The 26553-nt window shown below is 63.7% G+C and carries 16 protein-coding genes and 3 pseudogenes; 10 read left to right on the top strand and 9 right to left on the bottom strand.

Going from position 1 to position 26553, the window contains the following annotated elements:
* Positions 1–42: 42 nt before the first annotated feature.
* From ACETK3_RS12890 to ACETK3_RS12875, 4 genes are all read right to left on the bottom strand, one after another.
* Positions 43–543 (bottom strand): SRPBCC family protein, encoded by a 501-nt coding sequence (locus tag ACETK3_RS12890; protein ID WP_373993026.1) that lies wholly within the window; start codon positions 541–543, stop codon positions 43–45.
* Between the two features lie 20 nt (positions 544–563).
* A complete protein-coding gene (locus ACETK3_RS12885; protein WP_373993025.1) occupies positions 564–1301 on the bottom strand; it encodes a hypothetical protein in 738 nt (245 codons plus the stop codon).
* Between the two features lie 149 nt (positions 1302–1450).
* On the bottom strand, positions 1451–2506 hold the full coding sequence (locus ACETK3_RS12880; protein ID WP_373993024.1) for a 2,3-butanediol dehydrogenase: 1056 nt from the start codon (positions 2504–2506) through the stop codon (positions 1451–1453).
* A 12-nt stretch (positions 2507–2518) separates the two neighbouring features.
* Positions 2519–4318 (bottom strand): NAD(P)-binding domain-containing protein, encoded by a 1800-nt coding sequence (locus ACETK3_RS12875; protein WP_373993023.1) that lies wholly within the window; start codon positions 4316–4318, stop codon positions 2519–2521.
* 169 nt (positions 4319–4487) lie between these two features.
* Here ACETK3_RS12875 and ACETK3_RS12870 point away from each other — a divergent pair, with 169 nt between their 5' ends.
* Together ACETK3_RS12870 and ACETK3_RS12865 are read left to right on the top strand one after the other, a co-directional pair.
* Positions 4488–5771 carry a GAF domain-containing protein gene (locus tag ACETK3_RS12870; protein WP_373993041.1) on the top strand — a complete coding sequence of 428 codons (1284 nt, stop codon included), beginning with the start codon at positions 4488–4490 and terminating at the stop codon, positions 5769–5771.
* 136 nt (positions 5772–5907) lie between these two features.
* A pseudogene (locus ACETK3_RS12865) lies at positions 5908–6689 on the top strand (GntR family transcriptional regulator).
* A gap of 304 nt (positions 6690–6993) precedes the next feature.
* Here ACETK3_RS12865 and ACETK3_RS12860 read toward each other — a convergent pair.
* The 4 genes and pseudogenes from ACETK3_RS12860 to ACETK3_RS12845 all read right to left on the bottom strand — a co-directional run bounded on the left by ACETK3_RS12860 (position 6994) and on the right by ACETK3_RS12845 (position 10899).
* Positions 6994–7893 (bottom strand): hypothetical protein, encoded by a 900-nt coding sequence (locus ACETK3_RS12860; protein WP_373993022.1) that lies wholly within the window; start codon positions 7891–7893, stop codon positions 6994–6996.
* Positions 7883–8377 carry a hypothetical protein gene (locus ACETK3_RS12855; RefSeq protein ID WP_373993021.1) on the bottom strand — a complete coding sequence of 165 codons (495 nt, stop codon included), beginning with the start codon at positions 8375–8377 and terminating at the stop codon, positions 7883–7885. The genes ACETK3_RS12860 and ACETK3_RS12855 overlap by 11 nt, the downstream gene beginning before the upstream one ends.
* Before the next feature lie 126 nt (positions 8378–8503).
* Entirely contained in the window at positions 8504–9484 is a 981-nt protein-coding gene (locus ACETK3_RS12850; protein ID WP_373993020.1) for a nucleoside hydrolase, read from the bottom strand.
* Positions 9485–9513: 29 nt separating this feature from the next.
* Positions 9514–10899, bottom strand: a pseudogene (locus ACETK3_RS12845) (MFS transporter).
* A 207-nt stretch (positions 10900–11106) separates the two neighbouring features.
* Here ACETK3_RS12845 and ACETK3_RS12840 point away from each other — a divergent pair.
* From ACETK3_RS12840 to ACETK3_RS12825, 4 genes and pseudogenes are all read left to right on the top strand, one after another.
* Entirely contained in the window at positions 11107–11976 is an 870-nt protein-coding gene (locus tag ACETK3_RS12840) for a ribokinase (RefSeq protein ID WP_373993019.1), read from the top strand.
* 5 nt (positions 11977–11981) lie between these two features.
* Positions 11982–12511 (top strand): annotated as a pseudogene (locus ACETK3_RS12835) (GNAT family N-acetyltransferase).
* A gap of 190 nt (positions 12512–12701) precedes the next feature.
* Complete coding sequence (locus tag ACETK3_RS12830) at positions 12702–13904, top strand: DUF262 domain-containing protein (protein WP_373993018.1); 1203 nt, start codon at positions 12702–12704, stop codon at positions 13902–13904.
* Positions 13905–14426, top strand: coding sequence for a HEPN domain-containing protein (locus ACETK3_RS12825; protein WP_373993017.1), 522 nt, complete (start codon positions 13905–13907; stop codon positions 14424–14426).
* Positions 14427–14551: 125 nt separating this feature from the next.
* On the opposite strand, the gene ACETK3_RS12820 is transcribed toward ACETK3_RS12825, so the two are convergent.
* Complete coding sequence (locus ACETK3_RS12820; protein ID WP_373993016.1) at positions 14552–15868, bottom strand: DNA cytosine methyltransferase; 1317 nt, start codon at positions 15866–15868, stop codon at positions 14552–14554.
* 953 nt (positions 15869–16821) lie between these two features.
* On the opposite strand from ACETK3_RS12820, the gene ACETK3_RS12815 reads away from it, so the two are divergent.
* From ACETK3_RS12815 to ACETK3_RS12800, 4 genes are read left to right on the top strand one after another with little or no spacing between them, the layout of a single operon-like run.
* On the top strand, positions 16822–18870 hold the full coding sequence (locus tag ACETK3_RS12815; protein WP_373993015.1) for a hypothetical protein: 2049 nt from the start codon (positions 16822–16824) through the stop codon (positions 18868–18870).
* Positions 18867–19793 (top strand): hypothetical protein, encoded by a 927-nt coding sequence (locus tag ACETK3_RS12810; RefSeq protein WP_373993014.1) that lies wholly within the window; start codon positions 18867–18869, stop codon positions 19791–19793. Before ACETK3_RS12815 ends, ACETK3_RS12810 begins: the two co-directional genes overlap by 4 nt.
* Positions 19794–19811: 18 nt before the next feature.
* On the top strand, positions 19812–25253 hold the full coding sequence (locus ACETK3_RS12805; RefSeq protein ID WP_373993013.1) for a DEAD/DEAH box helicase: 5442 nt from the start codon (positions 19812–19814) through the stop codon (positions 25251–25253).
* Positions 25254–25267: 14 nt separating this feature from the next.
* Entirely contained in the window at positions 25268–26224 is a 957-nt protein-coding gene (locus tag ACETK3_RS12800; RefSeq protein ID WP_373993012.1) for a PD-(D/E)XK nuclease family protein, read from the top strand.
* The last annotated feature ends 329 nt before the right edge of the window (positions 26225–26553 follow it).

Genomic DNA, 26553 nt, shown 5'->3' with positions numbered 1-26553 from the left:
AGCGCAGGCTGCCGGCGGGGCACCCCCCCAGTTGGTCCGGTCCTAGGACCCGGCTTCCTGGTGTGCAGGGATGGACTCGGCGATCCGCTTGATTGCCGCGAGCGTTTTCGGGATGCCGTCCAGCGCCTGCCCGGTGCGGTCGGCGATCTGGGCGTCAGCCTCATCACCGAACTTCTCCTTGAACATGGCTATTCCCTCCGGCAGGAATTCCCAGGACTCGGTCAGGATGGTTCCGTCCTCCGCCGGGGTGAGGGTGAAGCCCCAGCGGACAAACCTGCCGCCCACCAGCCAGGCGAACTCGCGGCCGGGCTCGGCGGCAACCACCTGCGACCGGGTCTCCCAGGTCCGGTGCGGGAGTTCGTTCCGGCCGGTGAACCAGGCGCCGGGCTGGCCGGCGCTGTCCTCGTCGTCCCACCAGCACGAGGTGCACACCGGGCTCCACTCGCCCGTGCGGGTAACGTCGGAGACCAGGTTGTAGAGTGCCTCGGCTGGTGCCTTGACCGTGACCGACTCCTGGTATTGGCGGATGCTGTTCTCAGTCATAAGTCCATCCTTCCAGTCAGTTACTTCTTCTGCCGCCGGCTGCCGCCGTGCCAGTCCTCCTGCTGGCCGACCGCACCGGCGGTCACCCCGAGGGCTGGAAGCTGCGGCCGCTCGCGCAGGCTGCGCTTGAGCTCCGCGAACCCGGGGAACCGCGCCAGCCCCACCACGTGGTCCCACAGCTCGGCGGCCGACTCTTCGTCCGGCAGCCGGCTGATCACAGGCCCGAAGAAGGCCACGCCCGCGGGAGGTTCGAAGTGGATGATGGGCGTGCCCACATCCTTGCCCGCCAGCGCCAGCGCCTCATCCGTTTCCTGCCGGATCTCCCGGTCCCAGGAGTCGTCGTCGAGGGTTTCGGCGAGCGCCAGGGGCAGGCCGGCCTGGGCGAGGATCGGCTCCACGAAGTCACGCGTCCCCCGCCGCTCGCGCACTTCGCCCTCGGATTGCCCGCTGCTTGCGTCCGGGGCGGCTTCGAAGATGTGGGTGCCGAACGCCTCGTACAGCCGGCCGATCGACTCGCGGCCATGCTCCGCACGTGCCCTGGCCGCTACCCGCAGCAGCCGGAGCCCGGCGGTGTGTCCGGCCTCGTACTCCGGCGGAAAATGCGCGTCATAGTCCACCGCCGCGTTGACCTGGCGCAGCGAGATAAACCGCCAGTCCACGGTGTACCCGCGCTGAGCCTGGACTTGCCGCACCCATTTGCTGGTCATCCAGGCGAAGGGGCAGACCGGGTCGAAATAGAAGTTGATGTCGGCATTCACGCGTCCACCCTTGCACCTGCAAGTGACCTGCGTCTAATCAACAAGCCCGGCCCGGACAGGCGGACGCTCACCTCCGCGCACATACAAAGGAAGGACGACGCCGGCACTCGCCTCCCGCCGTCGTCCTTCCTGCTGTGCTGCCCCCGGCCCTACGGGTGGACCAGCACCTTCACCGCGGTGTCCTTGTGGTTGATGAGGGTGTCGAAGCCCTGCTCCACCAGGTCCTCCAGCGCGATCCGGCCGGTTATGAACGGCTTGAGGTCCACCTTGCCCTCCTGCACCATCTTGATCACGGCGGGGTGGTCGCGGACGTAGGCGATGGTGCCGCGCAGGTCGATCTCCTTGAGGACCAGTTTCTGCATGTCCACGGTGGCGGGCGCGCCCCAGATGGACACGTTGACCACCACGGCGCCGGGCCGGACGGCGTCGAGCATGGTGTCCAGCACCGCGTTCACGCCGGCGCATTCGAACGCGACGTCGGCCCCCGTCCCGCCGGTCAGTTCGCGCACCCGGGCCGGGACGTCCTCCTTGCTCGGGTCCAAAACATGGTCCGCAACGCCGCTGGAGGTGGCTTTCTCCTTGCGCGCCTGGGTGAGTTCGCTGATGATCGTGGTCACCCCCATGCCCTTCAGCACGGCCGCAGTAAGGAGCCCGATGGGCCCGGACCCGCCCACCAGCGCCGTGTCGCCGGCCTTCACGCCGCTGCGTGCCACCGCATGGTGGGCCACGGACAGCGGCTCGATCAGGGCCGCCTCGTCCAGCGGGATGTCCCCGATGGGGTGCACCCACCGCTGGTCCACCACGATCTTCTCGCTCAGCCCTCCCCCGCCGCCGGACAGCCCGATGAAGCCCATCTGCCGGCACAGGTGGTAACTGCCGGCCTGGCACATGTCGCAGTCGCCGTCCACAAAATAGGGTTCGACGACGACGTTGTCCCCCTTCGCCAGGCCCGTCACCCCTTCGCCGACTTCGGAGACAGTCCCGGAGAATTCGTGCCCGAGGGTCACCGGGGATTCCTCGTGCGAGAGCGGGTGCGGATGGCCGGGAGGCGGACAGAAGATGGGCCCTTCCAGGTACTCGTGCAGGTCCGTGCCGCAGATGCCGCACCAGGCGACGTCGATCTTCACCGCCCCGGCGCGGAGTTCCGGCTCCGGGATGTCCTCGATGCGGATGTCCTTCCGGGCGTGGAAGCGGGCTGCCTTCATGACGGGCTCTCCTTAGCGGGTGTGGTGGCTGGGCTGCAGTTCGTACACCGGCGTCTCGAGTCCTTCCATCCGGGCTTTGAGCTGCAGGGCCAGGTAAGAGGAGTAGTGCCGGCTCTGGTGCAGGTTGCCGCCGTGGATCCAGAGGTTGGGGACGTTGGTTGGTTTCCACATATTGCGCAGCTCCCCCTCCCACGGACCAGGGTCTTTAGGCGTGTCTGAGCCGTAGCCCCAGCATTTGCCCACCCGGTCCGCGATTTCCGGCGAGACCAGGTCCGCCAGCCAGCCGTTCATGGACCCGTACCCGGTGGCGTAGACAATCAGGTCGGCCTCCAGCTCGGTGCCGTCGTCCATCACCACGGCGTTGCCGGTGATCTTGGAAACCTGCCCTGACTTCAGCTTCACCCGGCCATCGATGATCAGCTGGGAGGCGCCCACGTCGATGTAGTAGCCGGAGCCGCGCCGCAGGTACTTCAGGAACAGGCCGGACCCGTCCACGCCGAAGTCCAGGTCAAACCCGGCGGCCTCCAGCTGCGAGTAGAACTCCGCATCCCGCTTCGCCATCTCCTCGTAGACCGGCACCTGGGCTTCGGGCAGGATCCGGTACGGCAAGGACGCGAACAGCAGGTCCGCCTTCTCCGTGGTGACGCCGTTGGCGAGCGCCTTCTCCGAGTACAGGTCCCCCAGGGCCAGGTCCATCAGCGATTCGCTGCGGGCGATGTGGGTGGAGGAGCGCTGCACCATGGTGACCTCGGCGCCGTGCTCCCACAGGTCCGCGCAGATGTCATGCGCGGAGTTGTTGGAGCCGATCACCACTGCCTTCTTCCCGGTCCAGTCCCCGCCGCCGGGGTGCTGGGAGGAGTGCCGCTGCTCCCCCAGGAAACTTTCGGCGCCGTCGAACGCGGGGATGTTCGGGTAGCCGGAGACGCCCAGGGCGAAGACCAGCTGCTTGGGCCGCAACGTCACCGGTTCGCCGTTGCGGAGGACGCTGACCGCCCATTCCTCGGTGCCGTCGTCGTACTCCGCGCCCACGCATTCCGTGCCGGACCAGTAGTTCAGCTCCATGATCCGGGAGTAGTGCTCCAGCCAGTCGCCGATCTTGTCCTTGGCGGCGAAGACGGGCCAGTCCTCCGGGAACTTCAGGTAGGGCAGGTGGTCGTACCAGACGGGGTCGTGCAGGTGCAGGGACTTGTAGCGGTTCCGCCAGGAGTCACCCGGGTTCTGGTTCTTCTCGATCACGAGGGTGGGCACGCCCAATCGCTTGAGCCGCGCGGCAAGGCCGATGCCGCCCTGCCCGCCGCCGATGATCACGCAGTAGGGCTGCTCCTCGTAGCCCAGCCGCGCCTCCTGTTCCTCCTTGAGTTCCTTCCAGGAGCGCCGGCCGCGGACGATTTCGTGCGCCACGCCCTGCTCGCGGCGCGGGCCCTTCTTCTCCTCGAAGCCCTTCAGCTCCTGCATGGTGGTGAGCAGCGTCCAGCATTTGCCGTTCCGCAGCCGGAGGTGGCCGTAGCCGCGGGCAGCGCCGGTTTCGAACGTGATCCAGGCTTCAACGGTGCCGTCGGCGGCGGTACCGCCGGTGGCGTCCTCGGCGAGCGCCCAGTTGGCTGGCTGGACGCGGTCCAGCGTGGCCTGGAGCATGCGGCGGATGTCCGCCTTGCCTTCCAGTGTTTTCAGGTTCCAGGTGAACGCCACGAAGTCGCGCCAGTAACTGTCGTCCTCGAAGAGGTCCAGCGCGGCGTCCACGTCGCGCCGCTGCAGCGCCTGGTCCAGGCTGGCCAGCCAGGCCTGGGCGGCGGCGGTGGGTGTTTCGGTCATCTCCACTCCTTTGTGTCAGTCCCACGGGTGTCCGGGCGGCCCCCTCCCGCCGGGGTCCCTGCGGTATGCTGGGGCGGGCGTGAGCTGCATCACTATTCGAACGCGGCGGGGGTAACAAGTGCGTTACACGGGTGCTGCCGGCAAGGACGCCGGCGGTGAGGAGGAGACGGTGGACTACGGCCTGAGGTTCTCGGACCCGGCGAAGTACGCGCGTGCCCTGCGTCGCGCCCATGAACTGGTGATCTCCGGTGTCGCTCGCCCGGAGATCCCCACACCGCTGGCGGAGTCGTGGCGCCGGTCCATGGCACTGGGGATCAGCCCGGACCAGCACAGCCCGCGGCATCTGCACGATCCGTCCGAGGTGGTTCAGCTGCGGCGGGCGCACCGGCTGCAGCGGGTGATGCCGGCGCTGCAGGACCTGCTGGCCGATGATTCCAGTTCCGGCCGGCACCTGCTGGTGCTCACCGATGCCGGCGGCGAGATCCTGTGGCGGGTGGGCAGCCGGGAGGTGCTGCGGCGGGCGGACCGGCTGGAGTTCTCCGAAGGGGCGGACTGGTCCGAGGCCGGGATCGGTACCAACGCCATCAGCGAGGCGCTCGTCACCGGCGGGCCCGTGCAGCTGTTCTCCGCCGAACACCTGGTCCGCACCCACCACGACTGGGCCTGCACGGCGGCGCCCATCACGGACCCTTTGACGGGTGCGTTGCTGGGCGTGCTCGATGTTTCCGGGCCGCTGGACACCATCAGCGCGGACACGCTGCGGATGGTGCGGTGCGCGGTCCGGGTGGCGGAGTCGCTGCTGGGAAGGCCCGGCGGCGGCACGTCCCTGGGTGCGTCGTCCTCCGTGCGCCCGTCCCGGCAGCCCGTCCTGCCCCGTGTTGCGGTGCAGCGGCTGGAGCTCCTGGGCGACCGGCCCGCCGCCGTTTTTCCCGACGGGTCCCGGGTACCGCTGACGCTGCGCCGGGCGGAGATCCTGGCGCTGCTGGATTCACGGTCGCAGGGATGGAGCGCCGACGAGCTGGCCTATGAGCTGCACGGGGATACGGGCACGCCGCAGGCCATCCGGACCGAGATGTTCCGGGTCCGGTCGCTGCTGGGCGACGCCGTGGAGTCCAACCCGTACCGGCTGGCTGCCGGGCTGGCCGGTTGCACGGACTCGGGGCGGGTGCTGCGGCTGCTGCGCGAAGGCCATGTGGCTCAGGCGCTGGAGGCGTACACCGCTCCCCTCCTTAGCCGGTCCGGGGTGATGGCCGTGCAGCTGCTGCGGGACCAGCTGGACCTGGCCGTCGGTTCGGCGGTGCGGGCCAGCGGGGATGCCGGGCTGCTGATGCGGTGGCTGTCCACGGACATGGGGGCTGCAGACACGGAGGGTGTGAAAGCACTGGGACAGCTGGTGGGACGTGATGATCCCCGGTATTCGGCGTTCCGCGCGTCCTCTGCGTCCTGTGGCTGAGCCTGCCAGAACGCCGTAGTTCACCTTGGCAAGAGCCCCGTGGTTGTCATCGAACCGGCTCTCCTTGTCCAACAAACGCGTCGGACGTTGAAGTAGGCTGGAATCCCCCGGATCACCACACAAAGCGAGGCACAACGTGCACCAGGACGCCGCCCGGTTCCTATCCCAACCGGTGGCCGCCCAGCCCGGCGCGCCCCTCCGCGTCGCGGTGTACTCGCGGATCGCCGAAGCCATCCGCAACGGCCTCCTAACCCCCGGCTCCATGATTCCCACCGAAACCGAGCTCGGCACGGACATGAAAGTCAGCCGCACCGTGGTCCGCGAAGCCCTCATGCTGCTCGAGGAGGACGGCCTCATCAGGGCGCGGCGCGGCGTCGGACGCTTCGTCTCGACACCCTCCCCCGTATCGGCATCGAACGCATCCAACCGTTCGAGGAGGTCCTCGCCGGCCCCGGCCAGACGCTGGAGGTCAAGCGAACCCAGGCGGTCCTGCAGGCCGCGTCAGAATTCGTCGCCCCCGGCATCGGCGTCGAGCCCGGCACCGACGGCTGGCTCTGGGAATCGGTCCTGATCCGCGACGGCGAGGCCATCGCCCACCTGCAGGAGAACGTCACCGCCCAGCCGGTCAGCTTCGGCAAGGGCCCCGCAGCGCCCCTTGAGATAGAGGACGACGGCGGCAGCACCCTGCTTGCCGCGGTCAACAAGCAGCTGGGCAGGTTGGCCGGGCCAGGCGAGTGCCAGATCAGCCTCAGCCAGGTGGGACCCAGCCGGGCGAAGCTGCTGGACCTGCGCCCGTCGGACCCTGTTTTGGTCCTCACCCAGTACGTGCGGCAGGGCAACCGGCCGTTCTACCTGGCCAAGTGCCTGGTGTCCGCCAAGGCAGGCCATCTTTCGGTGATGCAGTCGCTGCAGTTTTAAGACCATCCGCTGTCGGCGTCGTTTTACACGGGCTCCTCCCCGTTCATACAGCAGAAGGATGCACACCATCGGGCCCGTATTACACGAACCCGATGTACAGTCTTGTTATTTAGCTTCGTGGAGTCCCCAAAACCATACCTGTCATGCGTGAGCCTGACCGTGGTGCTGTTTGGCCTTCCTACTCCATACGCTGAGCCCTCACCGTGCGCCCGAATGGATCACAAAAATCGATTCCCAACTGTGGTCTCGTTGCATGTGTCGTCTTTCCGGCACTAAAGATTGATGCGGACTAACGGCAGTGTCGTCAGTCCAAATCAGGGTCAGAGCCTGCCCTCTCGACCAAGCCTCCACAGGGGCCTAAGCACTCATCGCAGTCGAGAACTCCGGCTTCCGCATACGGCTGATATTGCGCCGGGACCTCACGTGTCATTTTGTTTATACGAGCTAGGGGATAACGGGGCCGAGGTACCATTGAAACTTCATGGGCTGCGATTTCGCGACCGATACCGCTTGCGGTAACCGGATAGGTTTCACCTTCTTCGTGCCCACAATTCAGGAGACCACATACACTGCATCTTCCGTCATCATCTTTCTTAGCTATGACAGAGTATGCGCTCCCCATAACATGGTCGCAGTCTTCCATTTTTTTATCGCAGATAGAGCAGTAAAAGTCGCTGGTAATCCCAGCGGACATGCCCATCCGGAGATGCGACATGCTAACTGTACAGTCCCACCAGAATTGACCGTCCTTGTAGGTTATAGGGCAACCGAATAACCCACTACGAATGAAGGCGGTACGATGAATCGCTTCGTGTGCTTCCTGTGCACTCTCGGTATCCTCCAGATAGTTGAGTGCGTTGACGGCTGCCTTCTCAGAGGTACGAATGAGCGGTTCAACCAGTTGGAGGGTTTCTTTCGGGATCTGCTTGCTGAGATTTCTCCACGCCACACGTGATGCCTGCTGAATCTGGTGGCGTACGCTGTCGTCACTGGACTCGATCGGAGCAAATAAGGGAGGTATCAAAGCAGCCCAATCACCTAAGAGCTTGACCACTTCCGCATACTCATTATTAGCGGTTGCGAGTTCAGCTTTTCCATGTGTCTCCAAATAAGTCTCACGAGCAGGTCCTCCCGCTGGAGGTATGGGCCCAACTTCGATGATACGAGCCTCAAACTGAGTTTTAAATGTGTTGCTACTTGCCACTCTTTTTCAGCTCCTTTAGTGACTCTATAACACCACTACTGGGACCTTCGATCTCCAAGCCTTCCACCGCGCCCGTGTTCGGATCCAGCTTAGCTATAGATACTCGCAGCGGAATAGAACTAACCTCTTCCTGTGTGTATCCAGCTTTCTTTGCTCGGCTTTCAACAAAAATCCCGACAGCTGTGATTAGCCAGTCGTTGATGACAGTTACGCAGGCGAGAGCAATAGATAACGTTACCGGATCAATTGCATATTCCGAAAGGTACTTACGCTTATCATCAGGAAGAGAAAATTCTATGGGTATGCCAGCGGCCCTACCCTCTTTCGGAACGTAGCGCACGGCGTCAGTGTAAAGGGGGATCTCCTGATCATCGTCGCCAGCGGCAAAGCGCGTTGGTAAGACGTAAATTTTATCGATCTCGGGAGCCGTCGGAAGGCTGCCAGGCAGTGGTGTCCATTCACGCTGGAGTACGTCGTTTATCATGGCAGAAGTCTAAATGCAGAAATCCATTCGTCCCGCATCAGCAAGCGTCAGCGGCATGTTTCATCCTTTGCGTTTTTCCATAGCGGTCACCCGAAAACGACCAGGCTGTGAATTGAACGGGTGCCGTCACTGCCGGACCTCAGCGGTCGTGACTTCGAAGATTCCCAGCAGCGTCTCCACCAGGTGCGGGGCGAAGTCCTCCTCCAGCGAGAGAACCACGCGGCACCGCGCGCCCGCCACCGGAGGGTAGCCCGCGTACAGCCCGCGCATGTCGCACACGGTCTGCCCGCGGCCGGGCCCGTCGGAGGTGTCGACGGCGGCGCGCACCACGGGTACCAAAGAAGGCTTAACGGCCCCAACAGCGATCGCCGCCGCCAGCGGATCGTGCATGGCGGAGCAGGGCCGGCCGTAGATGCCCTCGTAGAACCGAAAGTAGTAGCCGAGCATCTCCCCCAGCGCCCGCGGCACCGGCGCAGCAGAAGAAAGCAACAACTGCCGGTGCGACTCCTCCAGAACAGACGCCATGGTCACGTCCAGCGGCACCAGGGTCACGTCCCAGTCGGCGGCCAGCACCAGGGCGGCGGCCTCGGGGTCGTGCCAGATGTTCGCTTCGGCCACGGGCGTGATGTTCCCCGGCGCCAGCGCGGCCCCGCCCATCACGGTCACCGACTCCACCAGGGACGGCAGCGCAGGCTCCAGCCGCAACGCCTCGGCAATATTCGTCAGCGGCCCGATCGCCACCACCCGCAACGTACCGGGATAGGAGTGAGCCAGCCGCACCAGCATCTCCGCCGCGGACTCCGCAGCAACAGAAGCAGCAGAAGGCGCCAGCACAACCTCCCCCACACCGTTCTCCCCGTGCACCCACGGCGACCCGCCGCCAAAGGAACCAGCAAGAGGATCGTGAGCCCCAACAGCCACCGGCACTGAAGCGGCGCCGGCCAACGAAAGCAGATCCAAAGTATTCCGGGCACCGACAGCGGCACTGACGTTCCCGCTCACCGTCCCGATCCCCACCACGGAAGCAAGAGGCGAGGCGAGCAGGTAGGCCAGGGCGAGGGCGTCGTCGATGCCGGTGTCGCAGTCCAGGTAAACGGGGGCAGTCACAATAGATTCCTTCGCAACAGATAGAGGGGTTAGACCGTCTCGCCCTTGGGGGCGGCGACGAAGAGGCTGACGATGAACGCGGCGGCGGTGATGCCCACCGAGATCCAGAGGGCGGTGGCGTACCCGGCGGCCGTGGCCTGCGCGGCGAACGGCGCTACCAGCACGACGCCGAGGCTCGCCCCGATCCCGAACGACGCACCGTTGATGCCGGGCAGCGCCGCCGGGGCCTCCTTCGGCGACAAAAGCACCGAGAGCCCGTTGATGGCGGTCAGGAAGAAGCCGTTGTAGAAGATCCCCAGGCAGGCAATGGCAATAAACACCGCCACCGGGCTGGAGGAAAACAGCGCGGCAACCACGGCACACGCCAGGCTCAGCGACGTCCCCAGCCGCAAAGTCCTAACCCACCCGCGCCGGTCCGCCAGCCACCCCGCCAAAGGCGCGGCAAAGACGCCAATCAGCGCGGCGGGGGTGAGGAACAGCAACGCCGAGATGGAGGCGGAAAGCCCGAAGCCGCCGTCGGAATCCTGGCTGAGCAGCACCACGGTGAAGTTGATGACCGCGAAAATGCCGGCGAGGGTGAGGACGGTGGTGGCGATGACCGGCCACACCTGGCGGGAGCGCAGGTGGTGGACGGCGATCAGCGGGTGGCTGCGGCGCTCCTCGATCATCCAGAATCCCGCAAAGGACGCGGCGGTGCCGGCCAGCAGGGCCAGGGCGGTGGGCGACGTCCGGCCGGCGGCCGAACCGTCGGACACGAAGTACGTCAGGAACACCAGGAACAGCGAGAGGGAGCCGGCGCCCCACCAGTCCATGGCGCCGCGGACTCCGGAAGGCCGTCCGGCGGGCACCAGGCGGAAAATGCAGACGGCGGCGATGGCGGTGAGGATGAGGACGACGACGAAGATGGACCGGAAGCCGAGGGTCTCGGCCATGAGCCCGCCCACGTAGCCGTCCACGCCGCCCACTCCCCGTTGATGGCGGCGATGATGCCCACGGAGGTGCCGAAGACCTTGGCCTGCAGGTTTTCGCTGAGCACGATGTAGGCGAGCGCGAACACGGCGCTGGAGACGCCCTGCAGGAACCGGCCGGTGACCAGCAGCGGCAGGGTGGGCGCGGCGATGCAGAGGATGGTGCCGGCGCCCATGATGCCCAGGACCAGCAGCAGCGCGGCGCGGCGGCCGATGAAGTCGCTCCACCGGCCGATCACGGGCCCGGCGATGGCGCCGGCCAGGAAGAACATGGACTGGACGGGGGGCGGCGCTGTCCGCGCTTTCGCCGAAATCCGCGGCAATCTGCGGCAGCGCGGGGGTGACCATACTGGCGTTCAGCTGGAAGGACAGCACGCCCAGCAGCAGGGTGGAGATCAGCAGGGCGGCGCGGCGGCCGGAGAGCCTGGCCGCGTCGTCGTCGGGAATGACGACGGCGGCGCCTCCTTCCGCGGGCGGCGCGGCTGCGGCGGGGTCGGGGTGTTCACATCAAACTCCTTTGTTCGAGCACAGAGGATCGTCTTTCGCGGCGATTCGAGTTGTTATACAACCATGTATGACTCACAAGTACAACTATGCGCTACACTTTTTCGAAAGCCTGGCCGCTTCCGACCCTCCCCCTGAGAGAGTTTTCCCATGAACACAACACGTCCTGCCGTCACCGTCCTCGGCAGCATCAACCTGGACCTGATCGCCACCGCCGAACGGCTTCCTACGGCGGGCGAAACCATCGGCGGCGCCGTACTGTCCGAGCAGCCCGGCGGCAAGGGCGCCAACCAGGCCGCGGCCGCCGCGCGCCTGGGCGGCAGCGCCCGGATGGTCGGCGCCGTGGGCAAGGACGCGTCCGGGCAGCGCATGCTGGATGCCTTGTCTGCCGCCGGCGTTGACACCTCCGATGTCGCCGTCCTGCCTCAGCCGACCGGGACGGCGCTGATCGTGGTGGACCGCCACGGCGAGAACCAGATTGTGGTGTGCCCGGGCGCCAACGCGCACCTGTCGCTGGACGGGGTGGAATTCGGCCCGGAGGAAACGGTGCTGTGCCAACTGGAGGTCGGCCTGGATGTGGTGCTGGAGGCTGCCCGGAAGGCGCAGGGTTTCTTTGTGCTGAATGCAGCCCCGGCCATGGACCTGTCGGCGGAGCTGCTGGAGCGGTGTGACCTGGTGATCGTCAATGAGAGCGAGTACGCCCTGATCCCGGCCCTCACCGAGGCGAAGCTGGTGGCGGTGACGTACGGCAAGAACGGCTCGGCGATGTTCGAGCACGGCCGGAAGGTGGCCGAGGCTCCTTCCGTTTCTGTTTCCGTGGCGAACACTGTGGGCGCCGGGGATGCATTCTGCGCCGCCTTGGTCCTGGCGCTGCGGAGCGGACTGGACTACACCCGGGCGCTGGCGGTGGCGAACGCCGTGGGCGCGGATGCCGTGGGCGATCCGTCGTCACAGCCGGATTTGGCACAGCTGGGCCACTACGTCGACCGGACTGCTGCTGCTTCGGGTGCTTCCTCGTGAGCCTGGTGTTCCGGCGGGCTCTGCCGTCGGACTTCCCGGAGGTCCGGCGCATCACCCCCGACGCCTACCTCCGGGCAGGGTACTTCGCCGCCGACCACCCGTACGTGGGTGTGCTGGAGGACGTGGAGCACCGTGCCAAGCACGCCCAGGTGTGGGTGGCGGAAGCCGCCGGAAAGATGGTGGCAGCGGTGACGCTGACGTTCGCCGGCCAGCCGTACAGCGAGATCGCGCAGGACGGGGAGCTGGAGTTCCGGATGCTCGCCGTGGACCCGGCGGCGGGGTGGGCCGTGCCGACGTCAGGGAGATCGTGGAGCACGCCCGGCAGCTTCCCGATATCGAGGCGATCAGCATCACCAGCGCCACGTTCATGGAACGCGCCCACGGTTTGTATAAGTCGCTGGGCTTCGGCCGGGTGCCCGAGCGGGACTGGTACGTGCCGGGCGAGGACGTGCTGCTGTTGGTGTTTAGGCTGAAGCTGGAGTCTGCCGAAACGACAGAAATGATGACGGTGGTTCAGTTGCCTCCCCGAAGATGAGGCTGTAGAAGCAGCAAAGGAACTAAAGACTAGTCTCAGCGATGCCCGACCTGGTGCCCGCGGGAGATGCCTTCTAATCCAAAGTACAGTCGGCTAAGTTACGCCTTCGGCCACAGGAGCAGAAACGGTCGCACCAACTCGATATTCTAAGTGTCCGACGACCAACCCGGCAGTACGAGCGGAGAGAATTATGACCAGCACCTATCAAATGGTTGAAGACCCAGCAGGCCCCGTGGCGGGGTCCCCCGCTGCTGACGGGTCTTGGTTGGATGAAGCTTCACTTGAATCCGACGAAGTGGAGGTGCAGGACTACGATATAGTCTCGTCGCCTAACGACTGGAACTTTTCCACAATCGTTAGCTTTATCGGATCAGGCGCGATGGTAATCCCCAGTTTCCAACGAAACTATATCTGGGATCGTAAACGTGCCTCAAAGCTGATCGAGTCGTTGCTTATCGGCTTGCCCGTCCCGCAGGTATTTCTTTACGAGGAAGAACGAAATAGCTTCCTAGTCATCGACGGACAACAGCGACTTCTCACCCTCTATTTCTTTTCTAAAGGCCGTTTTCCAAAACCCAAAATTCGCGGCGAGCTCCGCGCCCGCCTTCAGCAGGGTTTCATCGATGAAGATTTCCTCGAGGACGATGAGTTTTTTGAGACCTTCAGGCTTTCTTTACCGAAATCGCCAACAGGTAAGCCCAATAGGTTCCATGGCCTAACTTATAAGGGGCTAAAAGAAGACAAAACGTCCCTCGATTTACGTACCCTCCGAAATATTGTTGTTAAGCAAACAAGCCCCGAGGGGAACTCTGCTGTCTTCGAGCTCTTCAACAGGCTGAACACCGGTGGTGTAAACCTAACGCAACAAGAGATTCGCGCGAGTCTCTATCACTCCGAATTCTTCATCGAGGTGATTAACCTCAACTCTGATCCTGCCTGGCGTCACATTGTCGGCACTGAGAAACCGGACGCCCGAATGCGCGATACCGAATTCCTTTTACGTGCACTCGCCCTTGCCAGCTCCTCCGACGGATTCAGTGGCTCCATGGCAAACTTCATCAATAACTACTGCCTGAAGGCAAGGAAATTCTCAGAGCAGGATGCGCGGACCGCCCACGACGGACTCACGGGGTTCTTCACACTGTTTAGTGATACGCCGTCACCTTTTATGCGTGCGGGAAAGTTTAGCGGGGTTTTGTTTGAAAGCGCGTATGCTGCCTGGCAGCAATGTGGGCAACCCGCGATGGAACACAAAAAGATTTCTGAAGCAATTAGCGAGGCTAAACAAACGGAAGAGTTTGCCGATACACTTCAGGAAGGATCAACAAAGCCGGTCAATATACGTAAACGCATTGGAATACTTCGCAGCCACATTGAGCGCGCAGCACGTTAAATGGCAGAAATAAATGACGCGGTTGGCCTATTATATCAAGATTACGTAGACCTAGCCTCCGATCTAAGCAGAAGCCCATCTGGCCTTTCTTCTCTAAACCGTAGTTATCATAAGCATCTGCTGGTTGCTGCTGCCAGTAGCCTGGAGGGCAAGGTCAAAGCCCTCGTTCCAGAAATATTCAGTCGGCACGGAACTGACCGATTGGCAGAGTTTGTTGCAAAGCAGGTCATGGCTCGCGGCTTTCACACCTTGTTCGAGTGGAAGTCCGGAACTGCTCAGGGGTTTTTTACCAGCTTCGGAGATGTATGTGGTCGGACATTTAAGGCTGCGTTGAAGACCAATGAACAACTCAAGGCCCAACATGCTGCATTTATGCAGCTCGGGCACCTTCGTAACCAGGTTGTCCACAACGATTATGCAAGCGCTCTCATAGACCTAACGCCGGAGGAAATTATTGATAGATATAATCTTGCTCTCGAGTTCGTAGATCAGATCGAGATATTCGTTTTAGCGGAGGCGTGAACAACGAATTATGTCCCCGAGCTGCAAAGTCCTGGTCAAGGGCAGTCTTAGGCTGCCGGTCGATTGGCTCTGAGGTCGAACGATTGCCTTCGCCCTGGGGGCATCAGACAAATATCAAGGGGGCGTTAACTGATCTTCGAGCGAAGTCGCTCAGTGGCAAATGCAGCGTGGCGCACATGATCTTCCTGCCCGCGGAAAGCGCGCCAGGCACCCAGCCGGAATGTAACGGTCGTGCCGCGACGACGCTCCTCGACCTCAAAGTCCCGACGGATGAATGCAATTCGGCGCTCGATCTCGCTCTCAGTGAAAGCCCCTCCAAGCGTCCTGCGCAGTCCAGCTAGCGAGATGAACCCGGTCTGGTCGCGAAGCGCCCGGTACACCTCGTCGCGGTACTGACTACCCGCACCATGGTTCCCAAGAGGCTGACCATCTTTCCGGAGCGCGGAGGCGATCGAGAGTCCGATGGCGCGCGCCACTGGCGGCGGAAATGCATTGCCGATCTGCCGGTAGGTAGCTGTCTTCCGCCCCTTGCGATCGCCGAAGTCCCATTCGTAACCGGGTCCAGACCAGCCCTGGATGCGCGCAACCATCTCGTTCGTCAGCTTCGGTACGAAGTTGACGGGGACATCAGGGCCGGGCGCAGCATCCGCTATCCCCAAGCCGTCGACGCCCAGGGAACGCCACTCACGCTTCGCACGCGTCGGGCCCAAGTCGGGCCCGCCGTGCTTCTTGGAGCCGCCGACGATGGTCGGGGCCACACGGTGCGCATTTCGCGCCCAAGCCTCGGCACCGGGCCATCCATTGGCCGCCATCAGGTCATAAATGGCAGAGCCCACCGTCTGAACGGCGGGGGTCGGTTCAGGCCAGGAGAAGTACGGCGCGAACTCATCGCGCAGGGCCACGAGGATGAATCGCGGGCGAAGCTGAGGGACCCCGAAGTCCTTGGCCTCTAGCAGACGCCAGTCGGCGCGGTAGCCGAGCTCGGCGAAGCGATCCAGCACTGCCTGACGGTAGCCCGCAAAGCGCGGCATCGACAGGCCACGCACGTTCTCGAGCAACACGGCGTCAGGCTGCATGCGGCCGGCTGCCTCAACGGCCCACGCGAAGAGATCGCGCTCGTCGGACGACCCCAGCTGCTTGCCGGCGAGGGAGAACGGCGGGCAAGGAACGCCACCTGCGAGCAGCGAAACGCCTCGGTGGTCTTCGGGCTTCCAGACCGCGTCGTCCGCTACGTCGCCGACGGCTATGAGCGGCTGAGGTTGACCGTCTGCAGATGCAACGCGGAACAAGTTGCGCTCGAGCGTAGCGGCCGCGTCGCGGTCGAGCTCGACGGCCAACGTATGCCGAAAGCCTGCGAGGTGCAGTCCGAGACTCTGGCCACCAGCTCCGGCGCAGATCTCCACTGCAGTTAAATCAGAAAGACTCGTTTTCGCTTCGTTCACCCCTATATTCTGACAGGAGCCACCGACGATTCTGGGACGCGCGGCTCGATGACTCTGGTCGGCACCAACTACGAGCCTGAACTTTTGCTGCAACCCGGCACGGCCAGGTCCGTTTCGGGCATTATCGGGGCAGAAGGGTAGATTCGCTCGTCCAGGGCCGTGAAATGCCGTCTCTCGCCGTCGATGCCGACAGCTTCCTCCGCGGCGCTGGCGTAACACGTACGCTGACCAGGTCTCCGGGTTCGGAAATAAGGATCAGCAACTCTAGACGGCAGGTCTAGCAGGCTCATTCGATCCACAGTACGCGGTGCAAGCGCCAACAGATTTGGTTCCCGGACCAGTGGTCCTCCTCCGCAGCGGAGTATGGAAACCGTACCTATGTGACACTTTGCTCGTGCTAGTCGACTCTGATGACGGGGCTACGGGTTTTGCAGTGACCCCAGCCAAGCCGACCGGGCTCGATGAACCGAAGTCTTGAGATTCCTCGGCCCACAGTCCAGGAAGCTGCGCTCGTTGATGCGAACGGCAGGTCCTCGAGGGATCCGGCGGAGGCAGTAGTGGTCGAACCGGACGTCGGCTACAGCGTAGTGCGACGAGAACGGCGGGGCGCCACGTTGTTGCGCGCGATCTTTCGATTTCGTTCCTATATGCCGTCCTACTGGTCTCCTTCGTGTCGCGCGTAAGCCTCTTTTGCTGGGCCTACACCACGGCAGGCAGTAGTCTTCAGACATCTGTCACCTTCAGCAAGAGAAGTCATTCTGTCCTCTCGGACGGATGACACTGCTAGCTGGCTGCATGTTCCTTGGGGTTGTCCCCGAATGCAGTGTGATGTGATTGGACGGTTGAGTATTGAGGGGGACTGGACCATGGGGGTCACGACCGACGAATCGCCTGGTCCTGGTGCTTCTGGCCTTGAGTTGAAAGGCCCTACCGCCCGTCCCGTCGTCTCGAGCATGGACACGTACGAGCAGTGGCAGAAATTGCTCGCCGACGCGTTCCTGCATCCGCATCACGGCCCGACGGTATTTTTTGTAGATGACAGCGAACTTGGACGCTTGAACCCCGGTGAGGACAGCGCCCGTAACCTCTCCGCGGCCGTCCGATGCCGCCTCCGCCTGGCGGCTGGCCGATCGATGTTTAACCCTTTGCTCATGGCCTACCGGCGATGGCAACGTGGTCCAAAGATCGAGCCACCGCCCGTGCTTCCGGTGATTGCTATCTCCGTCTTGGCAGCTACGAGGATGCGCTCAGACAAGGCGGCGAGGTCGACGAACTACTACCTTCGCCTCGCCCAGACCATCCTCCCGGATGGCACGGATTCCGAACTTGAAGCGCTACGGAGAGACCTCGAAGAACGCGGGGCCTTCCTCCAAGTCGTGGATATGTGGGTTGGCTTACATCACTGGATCGAGAGTCAGCAAGGCGCCGTCGGTACCTCAACGATCCCGGAAGTCCCCCACCCATCACGAATCGGCTACCCCCTCTCGCAAGCTCTTGTCCGTCTGAGCGATCGCGCATCGTTGACGCGCCTTTTTCAAGCACTCAATGTCTCTCCAGACGACTCGCCCAGCCCCGAGACCCTGCTGCGTGCGTTGGACATCTGGGCAGAGGACGGGCGGAACAGGCTTAGCGAAGCGTTCATGGGCGCTCTGGCAGACTCCCAGATGCGCTCCTTGTTGGGGTCGGTCGTCGCGGCCCACGCCCGCGCCTGGGACGGCAGGGTAGTGACAAGCGAGGGAAAGCAGAATATCGCGGTCAAACTCAGCATCGATTTAGACACGTGGCAGACTCGTTGGCTATTCCCTGTGCCGAAGGGAGGACCCGGAACGCTTGTCCTCGCCGGGCAGGAGGAGCCTCATGGGGTTACCCTAAGCGCTGTCGAGGGCCGTGAGTACTACACGGATCACAACGCTCCAGCCGTGACCTTTTCCCGTGTCTACTCCGGGTTCCAGCTTCGGGGCGGGGAATTCGCGGCCGTGTTCCCGCCCTCAGGGGTAGTATTCTTCTCTCCCGACCCCCAGACCGGCGCCTGGTCATCGGTTCCCGGCATGGTGCCCTACGAGGAGCATGTCATCGCTGTCATCTCTCAGCATGCCGTTGATTTCCGGCGCCTGCTGGAAGAAGCTGCCGCGGAGGGCTGGCGCCGGGTCCCGCAGCGGCGCTCCTTCCTTCTCGAGGGCTACGAGCTTTTCCAAAGAGTGCGCTTCTTTGATGGGCAGGGGCTCAGGGATGTGCTCTCACGCTTGCCCGGCCTCCGCGCCATAGGTGCCGTCCCAGAAGTAGTTCCGCGTGCCAAGCTAGTCCATGGCTTGCCTGTCGCCTCGTCGATCTCGGCCCACCACTACCTCTCCGGGGGTGCACCGGACCTCCTCCTGCCGTTCGGCAGGGAACATCGCATCGCAACTGTCACCCTCGACGGGAGAAGGGATAGAGTCCCTGCGAACGGTTTTCCTCTGCCGATTCGTCGCTTCGTCGACGAAACGGGCCGCCATGTTGTGCAAGCCGACGGGCAGGAGCTTGTGTTCACCACCGTGGACGAGGGCCCTGATCCCGCTCCGCCTGCTGGTACTGGGGGCCTCGGCTGGACCAGCAGCGGACAGCTGAGCGTATCGAACCAGGATGACGCCGCAGTAATGGGCGCACATGTCCCCGGGATGACTGCCACAGGCACCGTGCTCGGGCTCCGCGGTAGAGACGAATCTTGGCTCCTGCACGAGGACGGGCACGGCGAGAAGGTGGCGGAACCTCCACCGCCCCGCTTCATTTCCAGCATTAACATCGAGTTCTATTCGCCAGTCTTTGAAATTGGCGCAGCCTCAACCGCCCGGTGGCTCGCCCAGCGCCGTGGCCGTCTCTGGCGCCTGACGGAGATTGGCCCCGCAAGCCCGAAACAATACGAAGTCGAGATCGACCTTTTGGACGCCTGGAAGCGGGCATGCACTGACGCGAACGGGGGCAAGCTCTGGAAGATGCGGCTGCAGATTGCAGGGGGTGCGGCATGACAGGCGACCTCCTCCTATCCTGGATCAGCGAAAACGGCGGCGGCACGATCGCTGACTTCAGCACACGCGCACTTTGGCTCGCCCGTACCGAAGACCTCACTGTGTCTGACAATGTCGGCGGGAATTGGCTGCGAGACATAGCATCTCTCGGGCACGGTGAAGTGGACTGGAAGCAAGGCAAATGGTCCGTTGCTCCGCCAGTGATCACTAGACTTCCGCTTGCCGACGGCATTGCTGTCCTTGTAGGTGCACGTAGGCCGCGGCTGATGCGTGCTATCGAAAATGCGGGACTTTATTTCGAGCAAGCAAGACGGCCCAGTCGCGAGGGAACACTCCCGTCGCCGACCACGATAATGATCCCCTACAAGCAGGCCCGGGACCTCGAAAACGCTGCTAACGACATCGGTGTCAAGTATGTCGGCTGCGCGGCGGCAGGCATAGCTGGGAAGCTGCAGGCGTCCCTCCCCTTGGACCCTAGCGCACCGCCGGCCTATGATTCTCCGTTTGAGCAGCTCGTCGGCTTCAGTCCCCGGCGTTGGTCACCAGCGTCTCCCAGGGACCTCGCACTGCCCGACGGCCTCTATCGCGAGCATGTCCACGGCCGCTGGCGGTACACGCTGCGCCGTGACGGCTCCTGGTACGCGGCCGAGCTCTCTCGCGGCATTTTCGCCGAGCTTGCACGACGAGGCAGCAGCATCATTCACTGGCAGCCGGACTACGAGGATTGCAGCAGAGCGGGAACGCTGGTCCTCGATCAGGCTGTCCCCCTCCCTGCGCTTCACTCGAGGGTGCTCGTCCTCTGCAGCGGCTTCACACCTCGATTCGACAGCGCGGCTAAAGCCGCGCTCTACGACAACGTCCCTCGCGAGATCGCCGAGCTCGTCGCGTCTTCGCTGGGACAGACCCTCCATGTAAGTAGCTGAACAGGAAGACCCGGCACAATGACCAACGCCAGCACGCACCTTGACGCAATTCAAACGTTCGAGCACCTGCGGGACGCCTACTTCCGCTACTACGACACCCCCTTTGGTCTCGCGGACGCCCGTCTGCAGGCGGAACGTCGGGCCCTCCTCGACCGCGACGGCGGTGTCTACCGCAAGCCCTTGATCGAGCTTCGGCCCGAATACGAAAGCGCCGGCCACACCCTCGCCGCATCTGTCGCAGCAGCAGGAGCGGACCCCGATCTCGCCGAGTTCGCCGGTATCGGCCTGCTCCAGGGTGTCCCCTCGCTGTACCGGCATCAAGAGGAAGCCCTCGCCGCGGGTGTACAGCAGGGAGGGCATATGGTGATCACCGCCGGCACAGGGTCAGGCAAGACTGAATCGTTCCTCCTGCCGGTCCTGTCGTCGCTGCTCAACGAATCGCGTTCTTGGACGGGACGCGGCGCAGTGCCGACTGACTGGTGGACCAGCGACAGCAACCCGTTCAGCGCCCAACGGGACGGCGAAACGGGGCGCACAGCCGCCGTCCGAGCCCTCGTCCTCTACCCGATGAACGCGCTGGTTGACGATCAGCTCATCCGCCTGCGCCGCGCTCTCGACAGCGACAGTATCCGTGCATGGCTTGATGAGAACCGCAACGGGCACCGCTTCTACTTCGGCCGCTACACGGGCGCCACACCGGTCACCGGAACCCGAGGCAACAACCTTGCGGTCGGGGAACTACGCCGTTACCTGCGCGAGACCAGTCGGCGCGGAGCCCGGGCGTGGGAAATCGCAGCGCAGAAGGCCGACGACGACCTCCGCTACTTCGTGCCGCGCCTGGATGGCGCGGAGATGCGCTCACGATGGGACATGCTCGACTACCCGCCGGATATCCTCATCACGAACTACTCCATGCTCAACGTGATGCTCCTGCGCGAGCGGGACGGGCACTTCTTCGACTCCACGCGCCAATGGCTCGAAGACCCGGCCAACGTGTTCACTCTCGTGGTCGACGAGCTCCACACCTACCGCGGAACCGCGGGCACTGAAGTGGCCTACCTCCTGCGTACCCTCAAGCACCGCCTGGGCTTGGATTCACGCCCCGAGCAGTTCCGCGTCCTCGCCGCGTCCGCCTCGCTGGACTCCGGACGCGACAGCAACTATCTGCACCAGTTCTTCGACGTCGCCCCCGGAACGTTCGACTTCATCGGGGGCTCCGGCATCACGCCGTCGGCCTACCACACACCGCCCGAGGCCGACCCTGCCGCCTTGGCCCATGCAGATCCGTCAAACGCAGCCGCTCAGGGTCGAACGGACGGAGTCGTCGACGCTCTCCGAGGGGTCCTCCACGGCGACGGAACCGGCGCAGCTAAGACCCTCAGCCGGGTCGCCCAAGATGTCTTCCCCGGCACGCCAGCGGACGTCTCGGAACGGGCGATCTCAAGAGTCCTCGCTGGCCTCGCCCAAGACCCGCACCCCGGGGACCCAAAGTTCCGCGCCCACCTGTTCTTCCGCAACGTCGTCGGCATGTGGGCATGCTGCGACCCCGCCTGCGCTGCTGTCTCCGAAGCGCAGCCCGACCGGACCATTGGAAAGCTGTTCTCCGAGCCCGCAACCCGGTGCGAATGTGGTGGGCGGGTGCTAGAGCTGCTGTACTGCCAGAACTGCGGTGATGTAATGCTCGGTGGCTTTGCCCCCGAAGGCGAACTCCAAAAACCAGCTGTGACGACAATGCTGCTTGCCGACGTCCCCGAACTAGCAAAACTGCCCGATCAGGTCTCCCTTCAGCGCACCGCCGACAACTACCTTGTCTACTGGCCTCGCCCTCAAGCCACTCTGACGAACCTCGACTCACCATCCTGGAACCGCGACAGGGACGCCGTCGCCTACGCCTTCCGGCAAAGCAAGCTCAACCCCGCCTCAGGCGAGCTCACCAACCGTGCTGAAGGGTTCACCGGATGGAGCTTCCACGCCCGTATCGCCCGGAACAAGGCCACCGGGGAACTGCAGCGTCCGGTCGATACCGTCAGCCCCTTCCCGACGCAGTGCCCCAACTGTGGCGACGACTGGGAGATCGAGTTTGGCCGCAACGGGCGCCTCAAGCCAACCGATCCGGCCACACAACGTTCACCGATCCGGCAGATGCGCACCGGTTTCGAGAAGATCAATCAGGTACTCACCACCGAACTCGCCAACGACCTCGGAGACGCAGAGCGCAAGCTCATAGTCTTCACCGACAGCCGCCAAGACGCCGCGAAGCTCTCGGCTGGCCTCGGCCTCCGGCACTACCAGGACCTGCTTCGCCAGCTGCTCTATGCTCGGCTCTCCGCCTCAGGAGGCACCGCTCAGGACGTCCAATTGGCCGAAGCCCACGTGCTCCAAAATGAGAAATCCCCAGAATCCTTCGCCGCTCTCGACAGACTGAAGCAGCGCGATGCTGCCGCACTCGCCGAGCTCCGCGAGGTGTGGGACGGCAAGCCCGGAACTGGCCCAGCCGACGCCGAGCGCCTGAAAGGCAAGCTGGCAGCGCCTCCATCGTTGCGAGAACTTGCCGCCGAAGTATCTTCCGATCTCCTCAAGCTTGGGATGAACCCGGGCGGCCCCCATGCCCGCCTCCGAGAGACTTCCGAAGATCCCGCAGTTCCATGGTCGCAGCTCTACAACTGGCAGGTCAGCCCACCGTCGCCCAAGGCCGGCCTCACTGATCCTCAAACAGCACTGCTCAATGACATCAGCAGCTCTCTCGAAGAGGAACTGCTCCAAGGACTGTTCTCAGGAGGAGGCCGCGACTTCGAGTCGCTCGGACTCGGTTGGCTGACTCTGGCCTCCGACACTGCCCCCGCCGGCGGGCCGACCGATCACGCCACTGGGCAGGCACGTGCGGCACTGCGCATCCTCGCCGACCAGCGCCGGTTCTTCCGCCTCCGCACACCGCGCGCAAACCCGACACCCACACTTCGTAAGTTCTGGATGGCCGTGGCTGCCGCGGAGGGAACCAGTCCCGATAGCGTCCACGACGAGGTTCGCACGAGAGCGGGCACGGCTCTCGTGGATTATCTGATCGATCCCTCCGCGGTAGTGCTGCGGACGGGTGAGGGACACGCTTGGGTCTGCACCAAATGCAGCCGCCGCCACCTGACGACCGGCAATGGCTACTGCACGAAATGTGCAGCCCCTTTGCCCAATACCGCCAACCCCATCGACGCTGATCAGGACTACTACGCTTGGAAGGCCACCCGGGGCGACGGCATGTTCCGGATCAACACCGCAGAGTTAACCGGGCAGACCGACCGAATTGATGCGCAGTCCCGTCAAGCACGATTTCAGAACGTATTCCTCGGCTCCGGTGAAAACGAGCTGACCGACGCCGTCGACCTTCTCTCCGTCACCACGACGATGGAAGCCGGAGTGGACATCGGCGCCCTCTCCGCCGTCGTCCTAGGTAACATGCCCCCTACTCGATTCAACTACCAGCAGCGCGTGGGCCGCGCCGGGCGCCGCAACTCGCCCGTTGCGATCGCCCTCACTGTATGCCGCGGCCGCAGCCACGACGAGTACTACTTCGAACGACCTGATCGGATCACCAACGAACCCACCCCCAAGCCGTACCTTGCCTTGAACCGGCCAGAAATCTTGGCTCGCTCGCTGCGCAGCGAAATCCTGCGGCAAGCGTCCGTTGACATCATTTCCGTCACCGACGGGGACGATCCCAGCGTCAACGTGCATGGCGCGTTTGGGAAGACCGCCGACTGGCTGACGGTGCTCCGGCCCCGTTTCGAACAGTGGCTCCAGGAACACCCAGACAGAATCCGGGATGCGGCTCGCTCCCTTGCGCGGAGCACGGTATTCCACGACACCGCCGACGATGAAGCGTCAAGATGTGCCTCAACGTTCGTCGCGGAGATCGACGCGGCAGCCGCTACCCAGAAACACGAGGACCTCAGCCAGTTGCTCGCGGAATGCGGTCTCCTGCCCATGTTCGGCTTCCCCACCTCAGTCCGCTACCTCCACCTCAGCCGACCGAGGCGTTCCTATCCGTGGCCGCCCACCGGAGTCATCGACCGCGACTTGAGCATGGCCGTGAGCCAATTCGCCCCGATGAGCGAAGTGGTCCGCGATGGCATCGTCTACCCGGTCGTTGGGATCACCGCATTCAAGCCCGTGGGCACTCGTCCTCAGCCGCTGCCGGATCCACTCGGACCGGAGTCACCGCTGTCGATCTGCCGTGCCTGCTCGTATCTCGGCGAGCAGGAGGCCGGAGGGCAACCAACGAATACCTGTCCCAGATGCGGGGCTGGGCCCAGCTTCTACGCCACTGTCCCGATGCGCGAACCGCTCGGGTTCCGCAGCGCGCGCGGAACTGATTTCGATGGCAACTTCTCCTGGAGCCCCCGCGCCATGGCCGCTAGAGCCATGACCGACATGGATGCCCTCACCCCACAGACTCCAGGCCAAGCCATCTTCCTCGCCGGCCCCGGCTCCCGCTATGTCATCAACGACAACGGCGGCCAGTGCTTCACCCTCCGCAGGGCAGCTCCTGGAGGCCCGGAGTGGGGCGGCTATGTCTCCACACGCGCCATCGAAGCAGAGCTACTCCATCCCTCCTCCGCCGCCGGAGACCCGATCAGCGTTGCCCTCGGCGCCGTACAGCACACCGACTTCCTCTTCGCCGGGGCTGCCGCTCCCACGATTCCCAGTTCTGGGCTCCGTCTCAATCTCGTCTCAGGCGTCCGCCAGCCATACGGCGCTCAGGAAGTCGCGGACAGCCGCCGCGCCGCGTGGTATTCATTCGCCTTCCTGCTGCGCACCGTCGCTTCTGCAGCGCTCGACATCCAGCCCCTTGAACTCGCCGCAGGTATCTATTCCGGCACGACGAGCGGGGCTCCGGCCACCTATGCCTTCCTGGCCGACACCCTCGAGAATGGAGCCGGGTTCAGCACCCACCTCGGCTCATCGGGTTTCCTACCCGAGTTCCTCGACTCGATCGCCGACTACCTCACGGAATTGGAGGATCCATCTCACTCAGCTACCTGCAGCTCCTCTTGCTACCGCTGCTTGCGTGACTACGGCAACATGCCGTATCACGCACTGCTCGACTGGCGGCTTGCCAGAGACCTGTTTGGGCTCCTTCAAGGCAAGCCCTTGGGCATCGATACTGCGGCGGAGGCTGCTGCTATCGACAGGTGGGCGCGGGCATACAATGCGGCGCCCATCAGCAGCACGGTCGCCGCTGCACGCTTCGACAGCCCCAGTGAAGGATCGTTCGCTGTGGTCGCCCGTCATCCATTCGAAGCGTCCGAGGAAACCCTCATCGCTCCCCGCCTTGCCGAGGCGATGGCTGAGATCGAAGCATCCGAAGGGGGTCTGGACGGGGTTGTCTTCGTCGACTCCTTCACTCTTGACCGGGACCCCCGCCGGGTGCTCAAGCTCATCTCTGACTCTGACCTGGTAGGCGCCTGAAAGGGGCAGACGAGTTGCAGCAATGGTGGTCATCCACAGCCGCCTGGCGTCTGTTAAGCTGCCCTCTTTCGGCGGTGCCCGCAAACGAGCCCGCTCGACCCTCGGCGCAGGATCTTGGCAATGCTGGCTCCGTTGCTCACCTCGCACTCCAGCAATGGATTGAGAACGTGGAATGGGCGCGTGAGGATCCGGGCATGCGGCTGCAGGGACGCTTCGATGAGATCGTTGCTAGCCGCGGGATCGACATTGCCCGCATGCCGCAGGCCGTCATCACGCGGGCACGGCTGCGGTCACGCGGGAAGGAGCTCAGCGCCATCCTCGCGGGCGCAGGGACTGGTATTCGCACTGAATTGCTGCTGACTGACGAAGCCAACCATCTTTTCGGCATCCTCGACGTTGCAGCTGGCGGTGCCCAGGGCCTCATCATTGACCTCAAGACCGGACGCTACGACTCCGGGCAGCCCTCCCAAGCGGTCAAGCACCAGATGACGTTCTACGCTCATCTCTTCAAGGTCACCTTCGGTATTCCTCCGAAGCACGTGATCGTCTTCAACCTGCAGCAGGGCCCCGCAGAGATTGAGGTCAGCCCCTCTGCGATCACCAATCTCCTAGGGGACGTCCGCATGGCGCAGTCCAAGGGGCGAACCCTGGCGCGACCGCAGCCAGATGTATGCCGGTTCTGCACAAAGCGGATTATTTGTGAACCACATTGGAAAGCCGTGGCCGCCTGGGATCCCCCGGACGCAATTGAGGGGACAATCGTCAGCATTGAACGCTCCAGCTCGGGCATGGTCGCAGTGTCGATCGACGGACATTGGCTCACCGGCATAGTCGGCAGCCAGCTTCCCGATGACGCCAAGCCTGGCCAATTTGCTCGGGCGGTGCGGGTCCGGCGGCGCAGTCCCGGCACGGAGCCGCCGGAATGGGCTGCGAGTAGCATCACCGAGATCCGAGTTCTGCCTGCATCGTAGGCTCGTTGCCGATACCTTTCGGAATTTGGATGTGCTTGTCCCCGGCGCGCCGTCACCGCTTCGCGAAGCCGCGCCCCAACAGCCGCCCAAAGACCCCAGAATGAGCCGCCAGCCCCTGTGACGACTCAATCCACGGTTAAGCCCTCGCAGGTCTTATTCATGTTGGTTGGAGAGACGTTATAGGTGCAGCTAAGAACGGAGCTTTGGCGGCTCTTCGTGGTTGATGGTGAAACAGGTTCGTGTCTTGAAAGCTGAAGGGCTCGTAGCCCTGCTGTGATGGATGTTCTCTACGCATTCATCAAGTCAGGAGCTACGAGCCTTGATCGAGC

The organism is Arthrobacter sp. E44, from assembly GCF_041877125.1.
Taxonomy (GTDB): domain Bacteria; phylum Actinomycetota; class Actinomycetes; order Actinomycetales; family Micrococcaceae; genus Arthrobacter.
This window is presented reverse-complemented; position numbering and strand designations above follow the sequence as displayed.